The organism is Amycolatopsis mediterranei (genome assembly GCF_026017845.1).
Lineage (GTDB): Bacteria > Actinomycetota > Actinomycetes > Mycobacteriales > Pseudonocardiaceae > Amycolatopsis > Amycolatopsis mediterranei.
Genome location: NZ_CP100416.1, coordinates 867,719 through 890,380, shown reverse-complemented (window position 1 = coordinate 890,380; position 22,662 = coordinate 867,719). Strand labels below are relative to the sequence as shown.

Below are 22,662 nucleotides of genomic sequence, written 5' to 3'. Positions count from 1 at the left end.
ACTCCAACCGGGGAAGGGCTCCTCCGCTTCGCGAGCGAAGGAGCCCTTTCGGTGACTCCTAACGCACCGCGTCCAGGGCGTCTACCAGGCCGTGGCCGTAGTACGAATTGTTCTTCGCCGGGCCCGTGCACTCCGTCTCCGTGGCCGGGCACTTCACCACGTCCGCCTCGCCCTCCAGGATCCTGGCCAGCAGCTGCGGCGGGATGCCCCGGAAGCGGGAGGCGATCAGCGCCGCCACGCCCGCCGCGTGTGGGGAGGCCATCGATGTGCCGCACTTCGAGCCGTACTGGCCGCCGACCACCGTCGACAGCGGGCACGACGGCCCTGCTCCCTCCGGCGGGGTTTGACCGAAGTCGCCGCCGGGGGCCGTCACGTCGATCTCGCCGTAGTTGCTGAACGACGACTTCGTGCCCGCGTAGCCGACCGACGAGACCTTCACGACCCCGTCGATCGCCTTCGGGAGGATGCCGCACGTCGAATCCACCGGGTGGGGGCGGTTCGGGTCGGTCGTCTGCTTTGTCGTGTCAAAGCCCGAGTTGCCCGCCGCCGACACGTTCAGGACGCCGTGGCGCGTCGAGAACTCGATCGCGCGCCGGACGGCCTCGAAAGCCGCCGCGTCTCCGGGTTCGTGAGCGCAGAAGAACATGCCCGGGTCGATGTAGTAGCTGTTGTTCGTCACCGCGAAGCCGTGCTCGGCGGCCCAGACGAACCCGCAGACCGCCGACTCCGGGAAGATGTAGCCGGCGTCGTTGACGACCTTCACCGAGGCCAGCCGCACGCCCGGCGCGATGCCCGTGAAGCCCGCCACCTTGTCCTTGCCGGCGATCGTGCCCGCCACGTGCGTGCCGTGGTCCGACGTCGTCGGAGCCCACGAGGCCGGTGTCAGGTCCGGCGCCCCCGTGATGCAGCCCGCCGAAGCGGCCGGGTCGACCGCCGCCTTCAGCGCCGGGTGCGTCGCCTCGATGCCCGAGTCGAGCACGCCGACCGTCACCGCGCGGCTGCCCTGGTAGATCTTGTTCGCTTCGGGCGCGTGGATCGCCTTCATGTCCCACTGCTGCGCGGACAGGTCACCCGCGGCGGCCACGGACCGCGTGTCCTCCAGCGTCCGCACCGCACCCAGCGAGCGGGCCGAGGCCGCGGCGCCCTGGGAAGCCACGTCCTTGCCGCCGGAGTAGGCCCGGTAGACGCCGATCTTCTGCTGGAAGTCCGCGTTGCGCGAGCTGGCGATCGCGACGCCGATCGGGGCGTAGTAGGCGACCTTCGTCCCGCACTTGGCCGCCAGCTCCTTGTCGACGGCCGACGCGCGGGTGCCCGGCTGGTACGTCACGACGTAGGTGTACGGCGTGCTCGTCGTGTCGCAGGCGGCCGGCGCGGCCTCCGCGGCCGGGGCCGCCGCGAACAGGCCGCCCCCGACGGCCAGCACGAGCGGGGCCGCCATTCGGCGTAAACGGGACATTCCACCTCCAGGGTCTGTGGCGTCAACCTAAACCGGCCCCGGAGGCCGCGCCACCGACCAAAGTCAGGAGGAGACGCGCGAAGTGGCGCGCACCCCGCGCCAGCCGAGCACGCCGATGATCGTGCCGAGCACGAACGACACGACCGTCAGCACGGCGTGCACCACGAAGTAGGCGGTCGGCGAGCCGTCGGGGGTCCAGGCCCGGTCGCTGTCCCACAGGTTCTTGGCGAAGGTGATCCAGATGATCCACGACCACACACCGAAGGCCAGCAGGAACAGCGAGGTGCCGCGTGAAAGGCGCATGCCCCTGAGTATGCGACGCGGGCCGCGGCGCTAGATTGCGTGGGTGCACTCTGTTGTCTCCCGGTCGCTCAAGGTCTTCACGACGACGCTCGCCGCCGCCCTCCTGGCCCTGAGCACCCCGGCGCTGGCCGCCGCCGCGGCGCAGCCGGGCCAGTGCGCGAACCACCAGGCGCCCCCGCCGCCGGTCGACACGTCGGAGAAGCCCGCGCCGGGCAAGCCGGCCCCGGCGCCGCTGGCCGTGCCCGCGGTCCCGGTCGGCGGCAACCGGATGGCCGAGTGCGGCCTGGTCACCCCGTCGGGTGCGCTCAACCCGCCGGACGGCAACACCGCGGCGTCGTGGCTGGTGCAGGACCTCGACACCGGCGCGGTCGTCGCGGCGAAGGACCCGCACGCCCGGCAGCGGCCCGCGTCGCTGATCAAGACGCTGCTCGCGCTGGTCGTGGTCACCCAGCTGGACCCGCAGCAGACGATCGTCGCGACGAAGGAGGACGCGGAGCAGGAGTGCACCTGCGTCGGCCTCGTCGCCGGCGGCCAGTACACCGTCGACCAGCTGCTGCACGGGCTGCTGATGCACTCGGGCAACGACGTCGCGCACGTGTTCGCCACGGCGCTCGGCGGGCCCGACTCCGCGGTGGCGAAGATGAACGCGCTGGCCGCGAAGATCGGTGCGCTCGACACGCGCGCCGCGACGCCGTCGGGCCTGGACGGGCCGGGCATGTCGACCTCGGCCTACGACCTCAGCCTGATCTTCAACTACGCGATGAAGCAGCCGGAGTTCGCGAAGGTCGTCGCGACGAAGAACTTCGAGTTCCCGCCGGCCGGCGGGAAGCCGGCCATCCCGATCTTCAACGACAACAAGCTGCTCGGCGTCTACCCCGGTTTCCTCGGCGGCAAGACCGGCTTCACCGACGACGCGCGCCACACCTACGTCGGCGCGGCGCAGCGCAAGGGCAAGCGCCTCGCGGTCGTCATGCTGCGCGCGGAGCAGAAGCCGACGAAGGTGGTCGACCAGGCGGCGAAGTTGCTCGACTACGGCTTCGCGCTGGAGGACGACCGCGCCGCGCCGGTCGGCCAGATCACCTACCGGCCGCCCGCCACGACGCCCGCGAGCGGCGACCCGTCCGTGCTCGCCGACGGCGGCACCGGCAACGGCGGCACGTCGGCGGCCGCGCCGGCGGCGAAGGAAGACCCGTTCGGCGCCACCGGCTGGATCATCACGCTGGTGGTGTTCCTGATCATCCTCGGCGGGTTCGTGGTCGGGCACCAGCGCAAGAAGGCCGCGAGCTAGCGGAACCCGGGCCCCGGCTCCGGGGTGACCCGGTCGGAGGTGATCGCGCCGCCGCAGTGCCGGCAGGCCACGAACGTCCCGGCGATCTCGCCGCAGTCGTGGTGCCGCAGGAGGATCGGCGGGCCCTCCGGTCCGGCGAGGTGCTGGTCGCCCCACTGCATGAGCGTGACGACGGCGCCGAAGAGGTCGCGCCCGGCGGCGGTCAGCACGTACTCCGGCACCGGGTCGACGCGTTCGAGCACACCGGCGTCGACGAGGGTCTTCAGCCGCGCGGACAACGTCGGGCGCGGGATGGCCAGGTTGCGCGCGAACTCGCCGTAGCGGCGCACCCCGAAGAAGCTCTCGCGCAGGATGAGCAGGCTCCACCGCTCGCCGACCAGGTCGAGCGCGCGGCCGACCGAGTCCGCCGTGAACCGGTGGCCGAGGCCGGTCACAGCTGTTCCGTCCGGGCCGGGACGCCCAGCAGCAGTTTGCCGGGCAGTTCGTAGCTGGCCGGGTTGACCTGGAAGTGCGCGGTCGCGGTGTGCGCGTCGCGGAACCGGCGCTGCAACGGCGAAGTCTCGTAGATCGCCGCACCGCCGCCGAGGTCGTACATGCTTTCGGCGACCTTCGCGGCCGTGCGCGTCACGTGCGTCGCGGCCAGCCGGAGACCCAGCTTGAGCGCGTCCGGCACCGGTTCGGTGCCCTGCGCGGCCTGCCAGGCGTCGTCGATGCTGCTGTAGAACAAAAGCCGGGCCGCGCGCAGGGCCGCCTCGGCCTCCGCGACGGCGGCCTGGGTCGCCGACCGCTCGGCCAGCGATCGGCTGGAGCCGAGGGGCCGGCGCGTCGAGGCGAGCTCGGCCAGGTCGTCGATCGCGCCGCGCGCGTTGCCCAGCGTGGCGGCCGCCACCGACAGCGCGAAGAAGCCGAAGAGCGGAAACCGGTGCAGCGCAACGGCTTCCGCGGGCGGACCGCCCATCACCGAGAAGACGCGGTAGTCCGGGACGAACAGTTCGTCGGCGACGCAGTCGTGGCTGCCGGTCCCGCGCAGGCCATTGGTGTGCCACGTGTCGAGCACTTCGATTTCGGCCTTGGGCAGCGCGCCGACGTAGAGCGCCTGTTCGTGGACGAACCCGGCGAAGAGCCAGTCGGCGTGCGGGATGCCGCTGCAGAACGCCCACCGGCCGGAGACGACGTACCCGCCGTCGACCTTCTTGCCGGTGCCGCGCGGCGCCCAGACACCGGCGGCGACCGTGTGCGGGTCTCCGAAGACTTCCTCGGCGCATTTCCGCGGGGCGTAGGCCGAGAGCAGGCTGCTCGTCACGGCGATCGAGACGCACCAGCCGGCCGAGGCGTCCCCGCGCGCGACCGTCTCGGCGGTTTCGAGGCTGACGGCGGGCGGGGCCTCGGGACCGCCGAGGTAGCCGGGGACGCCGGTGCGGAACAGCTGGGCGTCGGTCAGCTTCGCGACCAGCTCGGGCGGCAACGCACGCTGCCGCTCGGTGACGGGCGCGAGGGTCTTGGCGAGGTCGGCACACTCGCGGGCGGCGTCCAGCAGCACGAAACCCCTCCGGTTCAGATTTCTTACCGGTTCACTTTCTTTACTGGTGGGCCGGGTGTCAAGACTTGCGGCGGCCGCCCAGCCACGCCAGCAGCGCGCCGGCCCCGAAGGCGCCCGCGACGCTGCCGAGGCCCGGTCCGCGCTGCACGGTGACGCTCTGCTCCAGCCGCACCGGCGGCGGGGGTGCGATGACGGTGCGCTCGTTCTCCTTCGCCGTGGCCGTCCACGCCGTGATGAGGAGCAGGAAGCGCGACACGAGGTTCGCGAAGACGAGCAGACCGATGACCGGCCCGAACAGCGCGGCCGACGGCGACTTCGTGACGCTGGCCAGGTAGAGCGAGCCGACCTGCTGCAGGATGACGAACCCGACGGCGGCGACCACGGCACCCTTGACGGCACTGCGCAGCGCGACCTGCTCCCGGGGCAGCCGGGCGATGACCCAGAGGAAGACGAGCGTGTTCGCGGCCAGTCCGAGCACGATGGTCGCCCCGCGGAGCAGGACGATCGCCCAGGTGGCGTGCTCGAGCCCGACGAGTTCGAGCAGGAACTGCCCGACCCCGCCGCCGACCGCGGTCAGCGCGAAGGAGACGATGAGCGCGACCCCGAGCCCGATCAGCGCGACGAGGTCTTTGAGCGTCTGCTTGACGAGCGGCTGCGGCTGCTTTTCCTGGCCCCACTGCGCGGTGAGCGCGTCCCGCAGGTTCGACATCCAGCCGATGCCGGAGTAGAGGGCGATGAGCAGGCCGAAGATCCCGATCCCGCCGCCGGAGTCGAGCGCGCCCTTGACGATGCCGTTGACGAGGTCTTTGAGGCCTTCGGGCACGGAGTTGTTGATGCCGTCGGTGATCTTCATGATGATCGTCTTGTCGTGGTTGACGACCAGCCCGACCACGGCGAAGGCCACCATGAACAGAGGGAAGACGGAAAGCACGCTGAAGTAGGTGATGGCGGCGGCGTAGTGGTTGCCGTACCGCTCGGTGAAGGCGTCGTTGGCCCGGATGAGGTGATCGAGCCACGGGTACTTCCGCCGCAGCCGCGGCAGGAGCTTTTCCTTCTCTTCGTTCGCCACCGTGAAACGCTAACCACGCTTGGTGAACCCCGCAACGCGAGCGGTTCCCTCGGGGGAGGTGTCCTGCTGATGGGGCCGCCGGTGGTTGTCCACAGGGGTGGCCGGTTGTGGACAGCCGGCTGTTTCGCGGCCGGGAAAACCGGTGTCGTCGGGGGTTGCCGATAGACTGGACTTGGGCACGCCCCCCAGGGAGGGCGGGGGAGTTTTCGGGTCTGTGCCCCCGGCCCCGCCACAGGGGTCCACTCAGGTGAGGGCGGCCAGCAAGGCGGGGTAGGCGTCCGCCGCGGTGAGCACTGGCACCCCGCGCCGCGTGCCAAACGCCGCGACCGCCTCGTAAGCCTGATCCAGCTCCGGCTCGGACAGCGGGACGGCGACCTCGACTTCCGACGAACCGCGGGCCGCGAAGCGGCGCCGGACCACTTCGCGCCCCGGCAGCAGCACGACCTCGTGGAAGCTCGCCCCGCATTCGCTCGCCACCGCTTCGAGGCGTTCCGGAAACCCTGGCCGGGCCACCAGCTGCGGCACCACCACGTCGTGCCCCGCGGCGAGATGGGTGCGCGCCGCCGCCAGTGCGATTTCCCGCGCCAGCAGACCGGCTTCGCCCGGGGACGCACGCCAGCCGCCGATCATCGCGCGGATCCGGTCCACGTCCAGGGCCAACGCCGGTGAGTGGTTGTCGGCGTAGCGCCGGGCGAGCGTCGACTTGCCGCTGCCCGGCGGGCCGTTGAGCAGGATCAGCTTCACCGCACCGGCGGGAGGAACCCGATCCGCTCGTAGGTCTTCGCGAGCGTCTTCGACGCCACCTCGCGGGCGCGTTCGGCCCCCGCGGCGAGGACCTTGTCCAGTTCCGCCACATCGTCCAAATAGGACTTCGCACGGTCCTGGATCGGCGTCACCCACTCGACGAACACCTCGCCGAGGTCCTTCTTCAGGTCGCCGTAGCCCTTGCCCTCGTACGCCGCTTCGAGGTCCGGGATCGTGCGGTCGGTCAGGGCCGAGTAGATCGTCAGCAGGTTCGAGACGCCCGCCTTGTTCTCCGCGTCGAACTTGACCTCGCGGCCCGTGTCGGTGACCGCCGAGCGGATCTTCTTCGCCGAGCGCTTCGGGTCTTCGAGCAGCTCGATGATCCCGTTGACGTTCGACGCCGACTTGCTCATCTTGGCCGTCGGTTCCTGCAGGTCGTAGATCTTCGCCGTGTCCTTGATGATGTAGGGCTCCGGCACCACGAAGGTCTTGCCCAGCCGGTTGTTGAAGCGCTGCGCGAGGTCGCGCGTCAGCTCCAGGTGCTGGCGCTGGTCCTCGCCGACCGGAACGGCGTCCGCCCGGTACAGCAGGATGTCGGCCGCCTGCAGGACCGGGTAGGTGAACAGGCCGACGCTGGAGCGGTCGGAGCCCTGCTTCGCCGACTTGTCCTTGAACTGCGTCATCCGGCCGGCCTCGCCGAAGCCGGTCTGGCACTCCAGCACCCAGCTCAGCTGGGCGTGCTCCGGGACGTGGCTCTGCACGAACAGGGCGCTGCGCTGCGGGTCGATGCCGATGGCGAGCAGTTGGGCGGCCGAGACGCGGGTGCGCTGCCGCAGCACCTTCGGGTCCTGCTCGACGGTGATCGCGTGCAGGTCGACCACGCTGTAGAACGTCTCGTGCGTGTCCTGCAGCCGCACCCACTGGCGCAGCGCGCCGAGGTAGTTGCCGAGGTGGAACGAGTCGGCGGTGGGCTGGATCCCGGACAGGACCCGCGGGCGGCGCTCTGCGACGGTCTGCTCTTCGGACACGCCAGGATTCTTCCAGGCCGGGACGAGCGACGGGCGCCGAGGGCCCTCAGGCGTTCGGGCGCTGGGTGAGGAACGGCCGCGTCGGCGTCATGTCGGGCTCGCCGAGAACGGCTTCGGCCATCGCCGTGACCGGGTCGGGAACTTCCGGCACGGCGGGGGCAGCTTCGGCCAGGCGGGTCTTGCGGCGCTGGCGCAGCACACCCAGCGTCATGCCGACGATGCCGAGCGCGACGGCGACCAGCCCGACGGGGCCGAGCACGCCGAAGGTCGCGGCGTTGGTGTCGGCCTGCGCTGTCGTCGTGACGGCGGCGAACGCACTGCCACCGCCGGCCAGGAGCAGGCCGGCCGGGACGAGCGCGAGCACCACGGCCGCGCGGAAACCGCGCAGGGTGGACCGCAACAGGGTTCGACCTGGGTTGCGCACCGGAGTGCCTCCCGCGAGTAACGCTCACCCATCCGAGTGAGGCGTTGCGTGCTACTGGTCAGAAAACTACCGAGCGTGTCAAGACCTGCCGGTTCTGATCAACTCGGAAGCGAGGGTAGCGCTCATCCTTTAAGACGCTCCAATCGCCCCCGAGGTTCACTTCGCCACTCAGCCGGGCGACTTCACTACTACCCGGAGTAGAGCATGCTCGATCGGGTGTCACCCGTTCTCCGCAGCCTGCGCCAGTCGCCGCCGATGCGGCGCGGTTCGATTGGCGTCCTGCCGTGCCGGTGACTTTCACCGGAACGTGAGTGGTCTACACCTCTTGGGCCGGCTCGCGGGGAAAGTCGATGTCGTAGGTCGCGGTGACCGGCGCGTGGTCGGACCAGCGCTGGTCGTAGGCGGCGGCCCGTTCGACCACGACGTCGACGACCTTCTCGGCGAGCCCGGGCGTCGCGAGCTGACAGTCGATGCGCCAGCCGGAGTCGTTGTCGAAGGCCTGGCCGCGGTAGGACCACCAGGTGTACGGGCCGGGGCCTTCGGGGTCGAGCCGGCGCTGGACGTCGGTGTAGCCGGCCTCGGTGTAGACGCGGCCGAGCCAGGCGCGTTCTTCGGGCAGGAAGCCGGAGTTCTTGCGGTTGCCGCGCCAGTTCTTGAGATCGACGGTGTCGTAGGCGATGTTCCAGTCCCCGACGACCACGGCCTCCCGCCCCGCCGCGGCGGCCTTCGCCCGCAGTTCGGCGAGGTAGGGCAGGAACGCGGCCATGAACCGTTCCTTCTCGTCCTGCCGTTCGGTGCCGACGTCCCCGCTGGGCAGGTAAAGGCTCGCAACGACGACGTTCGGCAGGTGCACCTCGAGGTACCGCCCGCTGTCCTCGAATTCGGGCTCTCCGAAGCCGATCCGCACCTCTTCGGGCTCAACCCGGCTGTAGACGGCAACGCCATTGCGCCCCTTGACGGCCGAAGGCGCGTGCACGGAGAACCACCCATCGGGGCCGACAACGGCGGCGGGCAGCTGACTGGCTTCGGCCCGCACCTCCTGGCAGGCGACCACGTCGGCTTTCGTGGCGGCAAGCCACTCGACGAAGCCCTTTTTGGCGGCGGCGCGAAGGCCGTTGACGTTCACGGTGGAGACAGTCAGCACCCAGTGCACGCTACCGGCCAGGGCGCCGCGGCCACGGAACCGGGCGCGGCGGGCCCGGAAAACCGGTGCGGGGAGCCGGGGTTGCGGTGCCAGACTGTCGCGCATGGGCGAAGCGGCGAGCCGGTTGACCGTGCTGGGGAGCTGTGGCGCGTGGCCGGAGCCCGGCCGCGCCTGCGCCGGATTCCTGCTCGTGCACAACGGCTTCCGCGTGGTCCTCGACCTCGGGTACGGCGCCGCACCGCGGCTGTTCACGCACTGCCGCGACGGGTTGCCCGACGCAGTCGTCGTGACGCACGAGCACCCCGACCACTGCGCCGACGTGAGCGCGCTCGGGCGGGCGTGGCACTACACCGTCCAGGCCGGCGCACCCGCGGCACGGCTGCCGCTGCACTGCACGCCCGGCACGGTCCGCCGGCTCGAGGCCCTGGAGCCCCACCCGCACCCGGAGACGCTGTTCGAGGTGCACGACCTGGCCGAGCCGGCCGACATCGGACCGTTCCGCATGACGCCGTACCCGCTGCCGCACCACCAGCCGAACTTCGGCGTGCGCCTCACGGCGCCCGGGCTGACGGTGGCGTACACCGGCGACACGGGACCATCGCCCCTGCTGGCCGCGCTCGGCCGCGACGCCGACCTGCTCATCTGCGACGCCACCCTCCGCACCCCACCGCCGGAGGGAGAGCCCCGCTATCTGATGACGGCGGCAGAGGCGGGCCACTGGGCACAGAGGGCGGCCGCCCGCAGGCTCCTGCTCACCCACTTCTGGCCGGGCACCGACCGCCCCGCAGCCGCCGAGGAGGCCCGCGCCGAGTTCGGCGGCGAGGTGCTGGTCGCGGAAGAGGACTTCGCGATCGAGCTCTGACGGCCGACCTGCGGAGTAGGGGATGGCCCTTCCCCGGCCATCCGCGCCCATCAGATCCGAGCACCGCCGCCCAGCACACCCCGGCCGAGCACCGCCGCCGTCCAGCAGATCCGGCCGCCGAACCATCACCAGTTCAGCCCGGTCCCTTCCGGGACGCCGACCCGGCCCGGCAGCACCCCGCCGCCGACGCACCAACGATCTCCGCCACGCGCTCCGACCCCCGTCCGAGCGCGGTCCCCAGGCTCGATCCCCGCCGGCCGCCATGCCACCCGGCCGAGCCCGTCCGGCCCGCGAGACTCCCCCTGGAGACCCCGCGGACACCTCTGGCTCCTGCCGCGATTCAGTTGTCGCCCGCCCCCGGACGTTCCCTCCTTCCCGAGCGGCCCAACGCCGCCACCTGCGGTTTTCACTGTGATCAGTTCTAGCACCCACCACCGACAAAAACCGCGCCTTGACGACCGAAGCTACGAACCATAGCTTTAAAGCTATGTCAAGTAGCCACCATGTCGCCTAGAGCCGGCCTGACCACCGAGGCGGTGGTCGACCTCGCCATCGCCCTCGTCGACGAGTCCGGACCCGAGGAACTCACTCTCGCCAAGATCGCCCACCGCGCCGGCGTCGCCGCGCCCTCGCTCTACAAGCACGTCGAAAACCTCGCCGGCCTCCGGCGGCTGATCGACCTCCGGGTCGTCAAGGAAATGGCCGAAGCCCTCCGCACCGCCGCCACCGGGCGCGAGGGCGGCGACGCCGTTGCCGCCATCGCCGACGCCTACCGCCACTACCTGCAAAACCACCCCCACCGCACCGGCGCCCTGACCGCCGCACCCGATCGGGGGGACGCCGAACTCAGCACCGCCACCCACGCCGTCGCCGAGGTCGTCTTCGCCGTGCTGCGGCCGTTCGGCTTCGACCACGCCCGATCCGTCCACGCCACCCGGTGCATCCGCGCCGCCGTCCACGGCTTCGCCGGGCTCGAGGCCTCCGGCGGCTTCGGACGGCCGGAAGACGTCGGCGAGAGCTTCGAAGTGCTCAAGAAGATTCTCGTCCAGGGCCTCGAAAACTACGCAGAACAGGGAAACCGATGACCTTCATCCTCGCTGTACTGCTCTTCACCGTCGGGCTCGGCGTGCTCGACGCCCGCTTCCCCTGGACGGAGGCCGGCCGATGATCGCCGGGCACTTCGGGCTGGCCGCCGCCGTCAAGGCGGGGCGGCCCGCCATCCCCGTCTGGACGCTCATGCTCGGCACCGCCTGGCTCGACGTCGTCTTCGTGCCGCTCTACCTGAGCGGTGTCGAGACGATCGACGGCGACGGCTACGGCGGCGGTGTCATCCACGCCGACTACACGCACTCCCTCGTCGGCGCGCTCGTGCTCGCCGCGCTGTTCGGCGCGGTCGCCGCCTCCCGGCTCGGCCGCGAAGCCGGGCTCGTCCTCGGCGGTGTCGTGTTCTCGCACTGGCTGCTCGACCTCGTCGTGCACCGCCCCGACCTGCCGATCCTGCCCGGCAACGCCGGCGATCTGCCCACCTTCGGCTTCGGGCTCTGGCGGCTGCCCGCCGTCTCGGCCGTCGTCGAACTGCTGATGCTGGCGATCGGCATCGGCCTCTACTGGCGCGCCGCCGCGAAACGCGATCCGAAACGCGCGCGGGCGCTCGGCCTGTCGGCCGCGGCCTTCGGCGTCGTGACGCTCGCGGCCGACCTGCTGGGCGTCTGAAAAATCAGCAGAAATCAGCAGGCGGAGCCGGCGACGGGCTGGGTGTACTCGGCCGCCACCCACTTGTCGTCGGCCACCTTGCGGAAGCCGTTCTGCACGCCCGGCAGCGCGTCGAACTGGGCGTCGCGCAGGTACTTGCCGACGATCTTCGCGTTGCCGTCGGCCGCCTCGCGGGCGTTCAGGACGTCCGCGGTCACGGTCACCTTGCAGCCGGTGGCCGACGCCCCCGACGCCTGCTTGCCCGTGTTCATGGCGTAGACGATGACGACCAGGACGAGCGCGCCCAAGATGAGCAGAGTCTTCTTCGACATGCTTCCTCCAACCCGCGAACCCCGTCCCTCCGCCAAGGGTAGGCAATCCTTTACCCGGACGGCAGCGCCGGACGTCGCAACCACCCGGAGGCGCCAGTGGCCCGCGCGCGAGGTGACACCGCGTGATCAACCGAAAAACCCCTCCCCGGCGAACCGGGAAGGGGCTTTCGAAGCGGCGAACTCAGCCCTGGGCGATCTTCTTCGCCAGGTTGTCGTCCAGCGTCGCGAGGAATTCCTCGGTCGTCTGCCACGGCTGGTCCTTGCTGATGAGCAGCGCGAGGTCCTTCGTCATCTGACCGCTCTCGACGGTCTCGACGACGACCTGCTCCAGCGTGTTCGCGAAGCCGATCAGCTCCTGGTTGCCGTCCAGCTTGCCGCGGTGCTCGAGGCCGCGGGTCCAGGCGTAGATCGACGCGATCGGGTTGGTCGACGTCGGCTTGCCCTGCTGGTGCTGGCGGTAGTGCCGGGTCACCGTGCCGTGCGCGGCCTCGGCCTCGACGGTCCGGCCGTCCGGCGTGCGCAGCACCGACGTCATCAGGCCGAGCGAACCGAAGCCCTGCGCGACCGTGTCGGACTGGACGTCACCGTCGTAGTTCTTGCACGCCCAGACGTAGCCGCCCTCCCACTTCATCGCCGCGGCGACCATGTCGTCGATCAGGCGGTGTTCGTAGGAGATGCCCTTGGCGTCGAAGTCGGCCTTGAACTCGTTCTGGAAGATCTCCTCGAACACGTCCTTGAACTGGCCGTCGTAGGCCTTGAGGATGGTGTTCTTGGTGGAGAGGTAGACCGGCAGGCCGCGGTCGAGGCCGTACTGCAGCGACGCGCGCGCGAAGTCCTCGATCGACTTCTTGAAGTTGTACATCCCCATGGCGACGCCGCCGCCCTCGGGGAACTGCGCGACCTGGAACTCCATCGGCTCGGAGCCGTCGTCCGGGGTGTAGCTGATGGTCAGCTTGCCCGGGCCGGGGACCTTGAAGTTGGTCGCCTTGTACTGGTCGCCGTGGGCGTGGCGGCCGATGATGATCGGCTTGGTCCACGTCGGCACCAGCCGCGGGATGTTCTGGATGACGATCGGCTCGCGGAAGATCACGCCGCCGAGGATGTTGCGGATGGTCCCGTTCGGGGACAGCCACATCTTCTTGAGGCCGAACTCTTCGACGCGGGCCTCGTCCGGGGTGATCGTGGCGCACTTGACGCCGACGCCGTGCTTCTTGATGGCGTTCGCGGAGTCGACCGTGACCTGGTCGTCGGTGCGGTCCCGCTCCTCGATACCCAGGTCGTAGTAGTCCAGGTTCACGTCCAGGTACGGGTGGATCAGCTTGTCCTTGATGAACTGCCAGATGATGCGGGTCATCTCATCGCCGTCGAGTTCGACGACGGTGCCCTGGACCTTGATCTTGGCCATGAGCAGCGGTGCTCCTTCCGCGGATCTTCGCGTTCTTCGATACGTCTCGCCGGTAGCGGTACAAGCGTACTGCTTGACGCACCTGGATGGTTCAAGTAGTGGTCGGCATCAAGTCTCCACCCGGCCGTTGTGGCACGGATCACCGGGCGCGAACCCGCCGGTCAGCCGATCCGACCGCTCGCCGAGCGACCGTAGGTGTTCGGCGGTGAACCGAGGCACGATGCCACCCGTGAATCCATCATGCGGGAGGTGAGGCCGTGTCGACGCATCGGTACGCCGGCTACGAAGACGAATACGAGAACGACTACCAGGACTCCGACGACACCACCGACGTGCTCGACGAGCGGCCGCGCCGAGGCGCCGCGCACGTCGTGAGCGCACTGGGCGGCCTCGTGCTGACACCGGTCGCGCTGGGCCTGCTGAGCTGGGGCGGGCTGCGTCAGCAGCAGCTGATCCAGGCCACCTTGAGCACCAACCGCGACCCGCTGGGCATCGCGCTGCTGGCCGGCGGGGCGATCCTGCTGCTGGTCGTCGCCGCGCTCGGCGCACTGTCGGCGGTCGGCCCGATCCTCGGCGGCCTGATCTACGGCGTGCTGCCCGGCGTCGCCGCGATGGCCGTGCCCGAGTGGGGGTTCCGGCTGGTCAACCTGATGCCGAAGAGCGACATCGCGTACGGCGTCATGGACTTCCTCTTCATCGGCGGCCTGCTCGGCGTGGGCTTCCTGCTGGTCGGCAGCGGACTGGCCAACGCACTGGTCCGGCGGCGGCGCGAAGGCTGACGCACCCCGGTGGCATCATCGGGCGATGGGACTGTTCACCGTGGCGGAGGCCCGCGACGAACTGATACGCCTGAGACCGGTCCTCGACGAGATCGTGCGCGTCCGCGCCGACGCCGCCGAGCTCGCGGCATCGCTGCGGCCGGGTGGCCGCGCCACCGAGCTGGGCGGGCTGCCCGAGTGGAAGGCCTCTCAGGCCCGCCTCGACGACCTGATGACGACGGTGCAGCGCACCGGCGCCGAGCTCAAGGGGTTCGCGCCGCTGCTGGTCGACTTCCCGGCCGAGCTGGACGGCACCGACGTCCTGCTGTGCTGGCTCGAAGGTGACCGCGAGCTGGGCTGGTACCACCGCGCCGACCTCGGGTTCGCCGGCCGCCGTCCGCTGAAAACCGGTGGTGGTCCCGGCTAGGTTGGGTGCGTGAGCGACGAATCCCGGGCCGCCTTGTTCGACGGCACAGCCGAGCAGTACGACGCTGACCCGTTCCACGGTTTGGTGGCGGAAGCCCTGGTCGAGCCGCTCCCCGACGCGCCGGGGCTCGTCCTCGACGTCGCCACCGGGACGGGCTTCGCGGCGTACGCGGCGCTACGGCTGAAGCCCGCGCGCGTGCTGGCTGTCGACTTGTCGCCGGCCATGGTCGCGCGGGCCGAGGCGAAGGCGCCCGCGCAGGATCCGGACGGGCGGATCGAATGGCGGGTCGCGCCGGCGGTGCCGATGCCGGCCGAGGACCACTCGGCCGACGTCGTGCTGTGCGCGTCTTCGCTGCACTTCCTGGGGGCCACCGCGTTCGCCGACTGGCTGCGCGTGCTGCGCCCCGGCGGCCGGCTGGCGTTCTCGATCGTGTCGGGGGCGCGGTTCAAGCCGTCCGGGCCGTTCGCCGAGTTCGTGCCGGCGGATCTGTCCTTCCCGACCGGCGAGGCCGGCGCGGTGGCGCTGGCCTCGTCGGCGGGCTTCGTGGACGCTTCGGCGCGGACGTTCACCGTCGACACCGGCGACCGGATCCGCAGCGTCTTCCTGGTGCACGCGACCGCGCCGTGACTCAGAGGTGGAAGTGGACCTCGCCGCGGGTGGCGGGGGCGTCCGGGGCGCCGCAGCGCTGGACGAACGTCGCGTCGACGTCGGTCGTGCGGCCGTCGGCGTCCTTGTCCAGCCGGTCGATCGTGAAGTCGGCGTACGCCTCACTGCAGACGTTGCCCATGGTGTAGACGAAGATCCCCGGCGTGGTCTGCGCCTCGTCGCTCTGCCCGCGGAACTGCGCGCCGGTGTACGTGCCGGTGTGCAGGGTCTCCCCCGCCGGTGCGCTCAGCTCGACGGTCAGGTACTTCAGCCCCGACGAGACGTCGATCCAGAGTCTGCCGCTGGTGGACTCGAAGACGGCGATCTCGTCTCCCGGCGCCGCGTAGTGGGCGCTGCCCTCCAGCGGCCAGGCGCCCTCCTCCGAGACGTAGTCGACCGTCTGCAGCGGGTCCGCCGAGGCGACCGGCACGAGCGCCACGCCCAGCCCGGCCGCCGCCGCCAGAACCACACACGCACGACGAAGTGAATTCACGGAACCTCCCCATCCCGAGCCACTCTCCGCGGCACTGCCGATCATGCTGCCAGCTCACCCGGCCGGGGGATAGAGCAGTTCTCTCAGTGGTGCAGCGACGCACCCTTGAGGATCTTGTCCACGGCGTTCTTCGGCCCGTGCACCGCCAGCCCGGCCAGCGCCAGCTTCTCCCCCGGCACCTCGCGGACCGCCGCGCGGTTGTCGGCGTCGTTGCCGGTGTGGAACAGCTCGTCGGTGAAGATCGAGATCCGCAGCCCGCGGCCGAGCGCGCGGCCGTGCGCCGCGGTCAGCACGTCCGCCGTGCCGGAGAAGACCAGCACCGGCTGGCCGAACATCGGCAGGTACTCGGTGCCGTCGGCGTCGGCGTACGGCTCGCCCATCAGCTCGGGGGTCACGTGGGCGATGCCGCTCACCAGGAACGCGGTGACGTTCAGCCGCTGCCAGGACGCCAGGTCGTCGCGGAGCAGGACGGCGAGCTTCGTGTCGAAGGAACTCATGCTCCCCAGACTCGCCCGGGCGCGACGCGCGCGTCTTGTACGTTCTTGACATGGCGCACGTCGAAGCTTGGCGGCCGGCGGTCCCCGGGATCGCCGAGGTCTTCCACGCGCGCTTCACCACGCACGCCTACCCGCTGCACACGCACGACACGTGGACGCTGCTGATCGTCGACGACGGCGTCATCCGCTACGACCTCGACCGCCACCACCACGGCGCGCTCGGCCCGGCGGTGACGCTGCTGCCGCCGAACGTCGCCCACGACGGCCGCGCCGCGACCAGCCGCGGCTTCCGCAAGCGCGTGCTCTACCTGGACACGCCGGTGCTGGGCGAGGACCTGATCGGCGCGGCGGTCGACCGGCCCAGCCTCGCCGACGGCCTCCTGCGCACCCGCATCCACCAGCTCCACGAGTCCCTCGCCGAGCCGGGCGACACGCTCGAGGCCGAGAGCCGGCTCGTGCTCGTGGCCGACCGCCTGCGCACCCACCTGGGGAAACCGGCGTCGCCCGAGCCGAAGCGCGGCCTCGCCGACGACCTCCGGGACCTACTGGACGCGCACCTGCCGGAGGCGCTGACGCTGGCCGAAGCGGGCGAGACGCTCGGCGCCCACCCGGCGTACCTCGTGCGCTGCTTCGGCGCGCGGTTCGGCCTGCCGCCGCACCGCTACCTGACCGGCCGCCGGGTCGATCGCGCCCGCCGGCTGCTGCTCGACGGCACCCCGGCCGCCGAAGTCGCGACGGCGGCCGGGTTCGCCGACCAGGCCCACCTGACGCGGCACTTCAAGCGCTACCTGGGCACGACGCCGTCGCGCTACGCGAAAACCCGGTGACGGCCGGCCACGGTGGCGCTGGTCGTCGCGCACCTGCCGGAGAAGCTGGTTGTGTCAAGATGACGGCATGCTGCGCGAACTGCACCTGACCGGCGACCCGGCCGCCGACAAGCTGCTGAACGACGACCCGTTCGCCCTGCTCGTCGGGATGCTCCTGGACCAGCAGTTCCCCATGGAGCACGCCTTCGCCGGCCCGCGGAAGATCGCCGACCGGATGGACGGCTTCTCGCTGGCGAAGATCGCCGCCACCGACGTCGAGACGTTCGTCGAGATGTGCGTGGTGCCGCCGGCCATCCACCGCTACGGCGGTTCGATGGCCCGCCGCGTCCACGCGCTCGCCCAGCACATCATCGAGAACTACGACGGCCGCACCGAGGGCATCTGGCTCGACGGCCGCCCGAAGCCGGACGGTCCCGAAGTCCTCAAGCGTCTGCGGGCGCTGCCCGGGTTCGGTGAGCAGAAGGCCAAGATCTTCCTGGCCCTGCTGGGAAAGCAGCGCGGCATCCAGCCGAAGGGCTGGCGCGAGGCAGCCGGCGCGTACGGCGACCGCGGCTCGCGCCGGTCGATCGCCGACGTCACGAGCGCCGAGACCCTGGCCGAAGTCCGCGCGTTCAAGAAGGCCGCCAAAGCCGCGGCCAAGTCGGGCTGACGCACCAAGCGGGGTTCTCCGCGACCGTCCATTCGAGACCCATCACAGCAGACCGGCCAGTTTGTACAGCACCAGGCTGCCCGCCACCGCGACGTTCAGGCTGGCGCCGGTGCCGACCATCGGGATTTCGACGACGCTGTCGAGCAGATCGAGGACCTCCGGCGGGATCCCGGTCTGCTCGTGACCGAGCACGGCGATCGTGCGGCCGCGGGCGGCGGGCAGGTCGGCCAGCCGGACGGCTTCCTCGGCCAGTTCGACGCCGACCACCCGGGTGCCCGCCGCCCGTTCGCGGGCCAGCCAGTCCGGCGGGTCGTGCACCCAGTGCACGCAAGCCGGACGCCGCAACGTGTTTCCCCTCCGCAACGCTTCGGGCACCCACGGGAACCGCGGGACGGCGAGACACGCGCCGACGGCGTCGCAGGTGCGCAGGAGGGTGCCGAGGTTCACGCCGTGCAACGGCCACAGCGGGGCGGCCACCAGGTGCCCCCAACAGGAATGTGCCTTGCTCCGCCGGGTCTTCCGCAGCTCTCGGGGCGTGCGGACCCGGACCGAAGGGCTCACCGGCGCCGAGGCGCGGCGCCTCCGGATTCGCTGATCATGCCCTTGAGTCTAACCCGTTCGCGGGGTCCACGGGACGAGTTTCCGCTCTTACCCTGGACACGGAGGTGAAGCCCATGCACGCAGGAGTAGGAGACGAAATCCAGGTGCACGGCCGGACGGTGGGGTCGGCCGAGCAGCGCGGCGAGATCCTCGAAGTCCGTGGCCCCGACGGCGCCCCGCCCTATCTGGTGCGGTTCGCCGACGGGCACGAAGGGCTCGTCTACCCCGGGCCCGACTGCGAGGTCCAGGCGCACGCCGATTAGCCGGCGGCGACCTGTTCCCGAGGCTCGCGGACCCGCCCCCACACCGAGCCCACCAGCAGCAGGGCGACGAGGGTCAGCGCGGCCGCGACCTCGGGCAGCAGCAGCGGGCCGCCCGAAGCGAGCACCGCTCCCCCGACCACGCCGGACAGGCCGACGCCGAGGTAGATCGCGGACGCGTTGAGCGAGAGCACCAGCCCGGCGTGGCCCGGCGACAGCTCGATCAGGCGGTGCTGCACCGGCGGGTTGAACGACCAGGTCGCCAGCCCCCAGACGAACAGCGAGATCCCGGCCGCGACCGGCGTCACGGTCGTCAGCGGCAGCAACGCCATCACCGCGGTGATGGCCACGGTGACCACGAGCAGCGGCGTCCGCGAGCCCCAGCGGTCGGTCGCCCGGCCGCCCGCGAAGTTGCCGATCGCGCCGCCGACGCCGTAGCAGAAGAGCAGCACCGTCACGGTGGTGCCGTGCACGCCCGCGGTCGCCGCCAGCAGGGGCGAGACGAACGTGTAGACCATGAACGCGGCCAAGCAGGCGAGCACCGTCGTGGCCAGCATGACGAGCACCCGCGGATCGCGGCCCGCGGCGAAGCGCTCGGCCAGGCCGACCCGCGGCGGCGCCGCGACCGTGGGCAGGGCCAGCCGCACGGCCAGCGCGCTCACCAGCGAGAACGCGGCGACCAGCGCGAACGCCGTCCGGTAGCCGAGGTGCTGGGAAATGAGGCTGCCGAGCGGGACGCCGAAGATGAGCGCGACCGTCAGGCCGCCGAACACCAGCGCGACGGCGCGGCCCCGGCGCTCGGGCGTGGTCAGCTCGGCCGCGACGGCGCTCGCCGCCGGGGTGAACACGGCGGCGCCGACCGCGGTCACCACCCGGGCGGCCAGCAGCGAGCCGTAGCCGGGCGCGAGCGCGGCGAACAGGTTGCCGGCGCCGGTGACGACGAGCGCGGCGACCAGCAGCGTCCGGCGTTCCCAGGTGCCGGTGGCGGCGGCGAACAGCGGCGAGCCGATCGCGTAGGCGATGGCGAACGCGGTCACCAGCTGCGCCGCGGCCGTGGCCGAGACGTGCAGCTCGCCGGTCAGCGCGGGCAGCAGCCCGGCGACGATGTAACCGCTGGTCCCGACGCCGAAAGCGCCGAAGGCGAGAACGGAGATCCTCGACGGAGCAGGTACGGACATGGGTTGAGCCCCCAAGCGAAGCAGGGATTGGTTCGACGAACGTCGTAGTTCGATAGTGACCGTACTACGTCGCTGCCACAATTTCGACCAGCGTCGTACAATGGGCTCATGGCCAAGCACGCGACCCTGCCGCCGCTCCACTACCCGGCACGGGAAGAGATCACCGTCGAAGGGGTGCTCCGCGCCCTCGCCGACCCGGTGCGGCTGGCCATCGTCCGCCAGCTGGCGGCGACCGAGAACGAGATCTCGTGCAGCGGCCTGACCGTGCCGGTGACGAAGTCCACACTCACCCACCACCTGAGCATCCTGCGCCAGGCCGGGGTCGTGGTCGGCCGCCAGGAAGGCACCACCCGGTTCAACTCGTTGCGCCGCAACGATCTCGACGCCCTGTTCCCGGGCTTGCTGGCCGGCGTTCTGGCCGCCCCGCGCTGATCACCGCGCCTGCGGTGTGGATCGTCACGCGATATCGGGATGACAACCGCCCCCCTCGCTTGTTGGACTGTGGCGTAGGCAGCTCACGGCGCTGGGGCCGATTGGCTGCCTCTCTTTGTGTCCTTTACTGAACCGATCCAGAAGATCGGCTCGGTAATCGTTTACCCACCCTGGAAGGAGTGCCGTGCCCGTCGCGCTGCTCGCGCTCGCCATCGGAGCTTTCGGCATCGGGACCACCGAGTTCGTCATGATGGGCGTGCTGCCCCAGGCGGCCGCCGACTTCGGCGTCGACATCCCGACCGCCGGACACCTCATCTCCGCTTACGCCCTCGGCGTCGTCGTCGGCGCCCCCCTGCTCACCGCGGTCGCCGTCCGGCTGCCGCGCAAGACCATGCTGCTGGCCATGATGGGCCTGTTCACGGTGGGCAACGCCCTCTTCGCGCTGTCCCCGAACCAGCAGTTCGGCGTCGCGTTCCGGTTCCTCGCCGGCCTGCCCCACGGCGCGTTCTTCGGCGCCGGGGCCGTGGTCGCCTCCAGCCTCGTCGGCCAAGGCGAGCGCGCCAAGGCCGTGTCGATGATGTTCCTCGGCCTGACCTTGGCGAATGTCATCGGCGTGCCGCTGGGCACGCTGCTCGGCCAGCAGGTCGGCTGGCGCGCCACCTTCGGCGTCGTCGCCGTGATCGGGCTGCTCGCCATCGCCGCCATCGCGAAGCTCGTCCCGCACCAGGGCAAGCCCACCGCCGAAGCATCGCTCAAGAACGAAATCGGCGCCTTCAAGCGCCCGCAGGTGCACCTCGCGCTCGCGATCGTCACGTTCGGGCTGGGCGGCGTGTTCGCCTGCCTGTCCTACATCACGCCGATGCTGACCGACGTCGCCGGCTACTCGCCGTCGAACGTCACCCTGCTGCTGTCGCTGGCCGGGGTCGGCATGACGATCGGCAACCTGCTCGGCGGCCGGCTGGCCGACCGCGCGCTGATGCCGAGCCTGTACATCGCCCTGCTGGCGCTGGCGTCGGTGCTGGGCATCTTCACGATCACCGCGCAGGGCAAGATCGGCGCGGCGATCACGATCTTCTTCGTCGGCGTCGCCGGGTTCATGATCGGCCCGATGATGCAGGCGCGGATCATGGAAAAGGCGGGCGGCACTCCGTCCCTGGTGTCGGCCGCCGTCCAGTCCGCGTTCAACATCGCCAACTCGATCGGGGCTTACCTCGGCGGCTTGGTGATCGCGGGCGGCCTCGGCCTCGTCGCCCCCAACTGGGTCGGCGCACTACTCGCCGTCTTCGGGCTCACGCTGGCCATCGTCTCGGGCACCATGGACCGCCGCGAAGCCCGCGCCGAACGACGAGAACTCGCCCTGGCCTCCTGACCCACCCCCCGAAAGCGCCACTTTCCGGTGAAAGTGGCGCTTTTCGGCGCTCAGGGAGACCCGAGCGGGCCGCCGATGATCGTCAGGGCGACGTACAGCACCGCCGCCGCCAGGCACGTGAACGTCACGACGTCGACGAGCTTGCCCCGGATCGCCAGGAGGCCCGCCCTGGCCGTCGGCAGCGCCAGCCGCAACACCGCGGCGAGCAGGAGCGCGGCGCCGATCAGCGCCGCGCCCTCCCGCCAGTGGTACTGGAAGATCCGCAGCGCCGCGACGGCCACCACCAGCAACACCACCGCGAACGGCAGCTGGCTGAACCGGCCTTGCCCGCTCCGGCGGTCGCCGATGTCCCGCCGGTCCTCGGTCACCGTCATCAGCCTTGAACCGAGCGTTCCGCCGCCTCGACGACGTTGCTGACGAGCATCGCCCGCGTCATCGGACCGACCCCGCCCGGGTTCGGCGAAATCCAGCCGGCGACCTCGGTGACGCCCGGGTGGACGTCGCCGGTGAGCTTGCCGTCCACATGGGACACGCCGACGTCGAGCACCGCGGCGCCCGGCGCGACCATGTCCGGCGTGACGATCCCCGGCACCCCGGCCGCGGCGACCACGACGTCGGCGCGGCGGACCTCGGCGGCGAGGTCGCGGGTGCCGGTGTGGCACAGCGTCACGGTGGCGTTCTCGCTGCGGCGGGTCAGCAGCAGGCCCAGCGTGCGGCCGACGGTGATGCCGCGGCCGACCACGGTGACGCGCGCGCCGTTCAGCTCGACGCCGTGGCGCTTGAGCAGCTCGATGATCCCGTACGGCGTGCACGGCAGCGCGCCCCGCTGGCCCAGCACGAGCCGGCCGAGGCTGACCGGCGCGAGACCGTCGGCGTCCTTCTCCGGGTCGATCCGCTCGAGCACGCGGTTCGCGTCGAGGTGCTTCGGCAACGGCAGCTGGACGATGTAGCCGTGGCAGGCCGGGTCGGCGTTCAGCTCGTCGATGACGGCTTCGAGCTTCTCCTGGGTGATGTCGGCCGGCAGGTCGCGGCGGATCGAGTTGATCCCGATCTTGCCGCTGTCGGCGTGCTTCATCCGCACGTACGAGTGCGACCCCGGGTCGTTGCCGACCAGGACGGTGCCGAGGCCGGGCGTCACCCCCTTCGCGGCGAGGGCCGCGACGCGGGGTTCGAGCTCCGCGAAAATGGCGTTCTTGGTGGCCTTGCCGTCGAGAATCTTCGCCGTCACGGGCCCCATTCT

General features: G+C 71.0%; 29 protein-coding genes. 12 read left to right on the top strand and 17 right to left on the bottom strand.

Annotated features, from left to right (window positions below; translation table 11 throughout):
• Nucleotides 1–58: 58 nt before the first annotated feature.
• Complete coding sequence (locus ISP_RS04300) at nucleotides 59–1,456, bottom strand: S8 family peptidase (protein ID WP_034286006.1); 1,398 nt, start codon at nucleotides 1,454–1,456, stop codon at nucleotides 59–61.
• Nucleotides 1,457–1,519: 63 nt separating this feature from the next.
• Nucleotides 1,520–1,759 carry an SCO4848 family membrane protein gene (locus tag ISP_RS04295; RefSeq protein WP_013222759.1) on the bottom strand — a complete coding sequence of 80 codons (240 nt, stop codon included), beginning with the start codon at nucleotides 1,757–1,759 and terminating at the stop codon, nucleotides 1,520–1,522.
• Between the two features lie 43 nt (nucleotides 1,760–1,802).
• Between ISP_RS04295 and ISP_RS04290 the strand changes: the two genes are divergently transcribed.
• On the top strand, nucleotides 1,803–3,047 hold the full coding sequence (locus ISP_RS04290; protein ID WP_013222758.1) for a D-alanyl-D-alanine carboxypeptidase family protein: 1,245 nt from the start codon (nucleotides 1,803–1,805) through the stop codon (nucleotides 3,045–3,047).
• Here the strand turns inward: ISP_RS04290 and ISP_RS04285 are convergent.
• From ISP_RS04285 to ISP_RS04255, 7 genes are all read right to left on the bottom strand, one after another.
• On the bottom strand, nucleotides 3,044–3,481 hold the full coding sequence (locus ISP_RS04285) for a winged helix-turn-helix transcriptional regulator (RefSeq protein WP_013222757.1): 438 nt from the start codon (nucleotides 3,479–3,481) through the stop codon (nucleotides 3,044–3,046). The two genes, ISP_RS04290 and ISP_RS04285, sit on opposite strands and share 4 nt — an antisense overlap.
• The gene (locus tag ISP_RS04280; protein ID WP_013222756.1) at nucleotides 3,478–4,587 is read right to left on the bottom strand and encodes an acyl-CoA dehydrogenase family protein; all 1,110 of its coding nucleotides are present in this window, start codon (nucleotides 4,585–4,587) and stop codon (nucleotides 3,478–3,480) included. Before ISP_RS04280 ends, ISP_RS04285 begins: the two co-directional genes overlap by 4 nt.
• A 58-nt stretch (nucleotides 4,588–4,645) precedes the next feature.
• Nucleotides 4,646–5,656 carry an inner membrane protein YhjD gene (gene yhjD / locus ISP_RS04275; RefSeq protein WP_013222755.1) on the bottom strand — a complete coding sequence of 337 codons (1,011 nt, stop codon included), beginning with the start codon at nucleotides 5,654–5,656 and terminating at the stop codon, nucleotides 4,646–4,648.
• Nucleotides 5,657–5,899: 243 nt separating this feature from the next.
• Complete coding sequence (locus ISP_RS04270) at nucleotides 5,900–6,400, bottom strand: ATP-binding protein (protein ID WP_013222754.1); 501 nt, start codon at nucleotides 6,398–6,400, stop codon at nucleotides 5,900–5,902.
• Nucleotides 6,397–7,428, bottom strand: a complete 1,032-nt coding sequence (gene trpS / locus ISP_RS04265) for a tryptophan--tRNA ligase (RefSeq protein WP_013222753.1) — start codon at nucleotides 7,426–7,428, stop codon at nucleotides 6,397–6,399. Before trpS ends, ISP_RS04270 begins: the two co-directional genes overlap by 4 nt.
• Nucleotides 7,429–7,474: 46 nt before the next feature.
• On the bottom strand, nucleotides 7,475–7,852 hold the full coding sequence (locus ISP_RS04260) for a hypothetical protein (RefSeq protein ID WP_013222752.1): 378 nt from the start codon (nucleotides 7,850–7,852) through the stop codon (nucleotides 7,475–7,477).
• A 316-nt stretch (nucleotides 7,853–8,168) separates the two neighbouring features.
• Nucleotides 8,169–9,005, bottom strand: a complete 837-nt coding sequence (locus ISP_RS04255) for an exodeoxyribonuclease III (RefSeq protein ID WP_013222751.1) — start codon at nucleotides 9,003–9,005, stop codon at nucleotides 8,169–8,171.
• 94 nt (nucleotides 9,006–9,099) lie between these two features.
• On the opposite strand from ISP_RS04255, the gene ISP_RS04250 reads away from it, so the two are divergent.
• The 3 genes from ISP_RS04250 to ISP_RS04240 all read left to right on the top strand — a co-directional run bounded on the left by ISP_RS04250 (nucleotide 9,100) and on the right by ISP_RS04240 (nucleotide 11,571).
• Nucleotides 9,100–9,858, top strand: coding sequence for an MBL fold metallo-hydrolase (locus tag ISP_RS04250; RefSeq protein ID WP_013222750.1), 759 nt, complete (start codon nucleotides 9,100–9,102; stop codon nucleotides 9,856–9,858).
• A 503-nt stretch (nucleotides 9,859–10,361) separates the two neighbouring features.
• Nucleotides 10,362–10,943: a TetR/AcrR family transcriptional regulator gene (locus tag ISP_RS04245; RefSeq protein WP_013222749.1), complete on the top strand. Its 582-nt coding sequence runs from the start codon at nucleotides 10,362–10,364 to the stop codon at nucleotides 10,941–10,943.
• A 79-nt stretch (nucleotides 10,944–11,022) separates the two neighbouring features.
• Nucleotides 11,023–11,571, top strand: a complete 549-nt coding sequence (locus ISP_RS04240) for a hypothetical protein (protein ID WP_013222748.1) — start codon at nucleotides 11,023–11,025, stop codon at nucleotides 11,569–11,571.
• 14 nt (nucleotides 11,572–11,585) lie between these two features.
• Here the strand turns inward: ISP_RS04240 and ISP_RS04235 are convergent, their stop codons facing one another.
• Both ISP_RS04235 and ISP_RS04230 read right to left on the bottom strand, forming a co-directional pair.
• Complete coding sequence (locus ISP_RS04235) at nucleotides 11,586–11,882, bottom strand: SH3 domain-containing protein (RefSeq protein WP_013222747.1); 297 nt, start codon at nucleotides 11,880–11,882, stop codon at nucleotides 11,586–11,588.
• Nucleotides 11,883–12,063: 181 nt separating this feature from the next.
• Nucleotides 12,064–13,287, bottom strand: coding sequence for an NADP-dependent isocitrate dehydrogenase (locus tag ISP_RS04230; protein WP_013222746.1), 1,224 nt, complete (start codon nucleotides 13,285–13,287; stop codon nucleotides 12,064–12,066).
• A 257-nt stretch (nucleotides 13,288–13,544) separates the two neighbouring features.
• Here ISP_RS04230 and ISP_RS04225 point away from each other — a divergent pair, with 257 nt between their 5' ends.
• The 3 genes from ISP_RS04225 to ISP_RS04215 are packed head-to-tail and all read left to right on the top strand — an operon-like array spanning nucleotide 13,545 to nucleotide 15,099.
• Nucleotides 13,545–14,066, top strand: coding sequence for a hypothetical protein (locus ISP_RS04225; RefSeq protein ID WP_013222745.1), 522 nt, complete (start codon nucleotides 13,545–13,547; stop codon nucleotides 14,064–14,066).
• A gap of 25 nt (nucleotides 14,067–14,091) precedes the next feature.
• On the top strand, nucleotides 14,092–14,472 hold the full coding sequence (locus ISP_RS04220; protein WP_013222744.1) for a DUF2203 domain-containing protein: 381 nt from the start codon (nucleotides 14,092–14,094) through the stop codon (nucleotides 14,470–14,472).
• A 9-nt stretch (nucleotides 14,473–14,481) separates the two neighbouring features.
• Entirely contained in the window at nucleotides 14,482–15,099 is a 618-nt protein-coding gene (locus ISP_RS04215) for a class I SAM-dependent methyltransferase (protein WP_013222743.1), read from the top strand.
• A 1-nt stretch (nucleotide 15,100) separates the two neighbouring features.
• Here ISP_RS04215 and ISP_RS04210 read toward each other — a convergent pair whose 3' ends face one another.
• Both ISP_RS04210 and ISP_RS04205 read right to left on the bottom strand, forming a co-directional pair.
• The gene (locus ISP_RS04210; RefSeq protein ID WP_013222742.1) at nucleotides 15,101–15,586 is read right to left on the bottom strand and encodes a hypothetical protein; all 486 of its coding nucleotides are present in this window, start codon (nucleotides 15,584–15,586) and stop codon (nucleotides 15,101–15,103) included.
• Between the two features lie 107 nt (nucleotides 15,587–15,693).
• Nucleotides 15,694–16,107 carry a DUF2000 domain-containing protein gene (locus tag ISP_RS04205; RefSeq protein ID WP_013222741.1) on the bottom strand — a complete coding sequence of 138 codons (414 nt, stop codon included), beginning with the start codon at nucleotides 16,105–16,107 and terminating at the stop codon, nucleotides 15,694–15,696.
• A 50-nt stretch (nucleotides 16,108–16,157) separates the two neighbouring features.
• Between ISP_RS04205 and ISP_RS04200 the strand changes: the two genes are divergently transcribed.
• Nucleotides 16,158–16,934, top strand: a complete 777-nt coding sequence (locus ISP_RS04200; RefSeq protein ID WP_013222740.1) for a helix-turn-helix transcriptional regulator — start codon at nucleotides 16,158–16,160, stop codon at nucleotides 16,932–16,934.
• Nucleotides 16,935–17,001: 67 nt separating this feature from the next.
• The gene (locus ISP_RS04195) at nucleotides 17,002–17,583 is read left to right on the top strand and encodes an HhH-GPD-type base excision DNA repair protein (RefSeq protein ID WP_013222739.1); all 582 of its coding nucleotides are present in this window, start codon (nucleotides 17,002–17,004) and stop codon (nucleotides 17,581–17,583) included.
• 42 nt (nucleotides 17,584–17,625) lie between these two features.
• On the opposite strand, the gene ISP_RS04190 is transcribed toward ISP_RS04195, so the two are convergent.
• Nucleotides 17,626–18,060: a TrmH family RNA methyltransferase gene (locus ISP_RS04190; protein WP_013222738.1), complete on the bottom strand. Its 435-nt coding sequence runs from the start codon at nucleotides 18,058–18,060 to the stop codon at nucleotides 17,626–17,628.
• A gap of 197 nt (nucleotides 18,061–18,257) precedes the next feature.
• Between ISP_RS04190 and ISP_RS04185 the strand changes: the two genes are divergently transcribed.
• Nucleotides 18,258–18,446: a DUF1918 domain-containing protein gene (locus tag ISP_RS04185; RefSeq protein ID WP_034285998.1), complete on the top strand. Its 189-nt coding sequence runs from the start codon at nucleotides 18,258–18,260 to the stop codon at nucleotides 18,444–18,446.
• Here the strand turns inward: ISP_RS04185 and ISP_RS04180 are convergent.
• Nucleotides 18,443–19,621 (bottom strand): MFS transporter, encoded by a 1,179-nt coding sequence (locus ISP_RS04180; protein ID WP_013222736.1) that lies wholly within the window; start codon nucleotides 19,619–19,621, stop codon nucleotides 18,443–18,445. The genes ISP_RS04185 and ISP_RS04180 overlap by 4 nt on opposite strands.
• A gap of 108 nt (nucleotides 19,622–19,729) precedes the next feature.
• On the opposite strand from ISP_RS04180, the gene ISP_RS04175 reads away from it, so the two are divergent.
• Complete coding sequence (locus ISP_RS04175; RefSeq protein WP_013222735.1) at nucleotides 19,730–20,053, top strand: ArsR/SmtB family transcription factor; 324 nt, start codon at nucleotides 19,730–19,732, stop codon at nucleotides 20,051–20,053.
• 184 nt (nucleotides 20,054–20,237) lie between these two features.
• On the top strand, nucleotides 20,238–21,422 hold the full coding sequence (locus tag ISP_RS04170; RefSeq protein ID WP_013222734.1) for an MFS transporter: 1,185 nt from the start codon (nucleotides 20,238–20,240) through the stop codon (nucleotides 21,420–21,422).
• A 50-nt stretch (nucleotides 21,423–21,472) separates the two neighbouring features.
• Here the strand turns inward: ISP_RS04170 and ISP_RS04165 are convergent, their stop codons facing one another.
• Nucleotides 21,473–21,796: a DUF3017 domain-containing protein gene (locus ISP_RS04165; RefSeq protein ID WP_013222733.1), complete on the bottom strand. Its 324-nt coding sequence runs from the start codon at nucleotides 21,794–21,796 to the stop codon at nucleotides 21,473–21,475.
• On the bottom strand, nucleotides 21,796–22,650 hold the full coding sequence (locus tag ISP_RS04160; protein WP_013222732.1) for a bifunctional methylenetetrahydrofolate dehydrogenase/methenyltetrahydrofolate cyclohydrolase: 855 nt from the start codon (nucleotides 22,648–22,650) through the stop codon (nucleotides 21,796–21,798). The genes ISP_RS04165 and ISP_RS04160 overlap by 1 nt, the downstream gene beginning before the upstream one ends.
• Nucleotides 22,651–22,662: the final 12 nt, after the last annotated feature.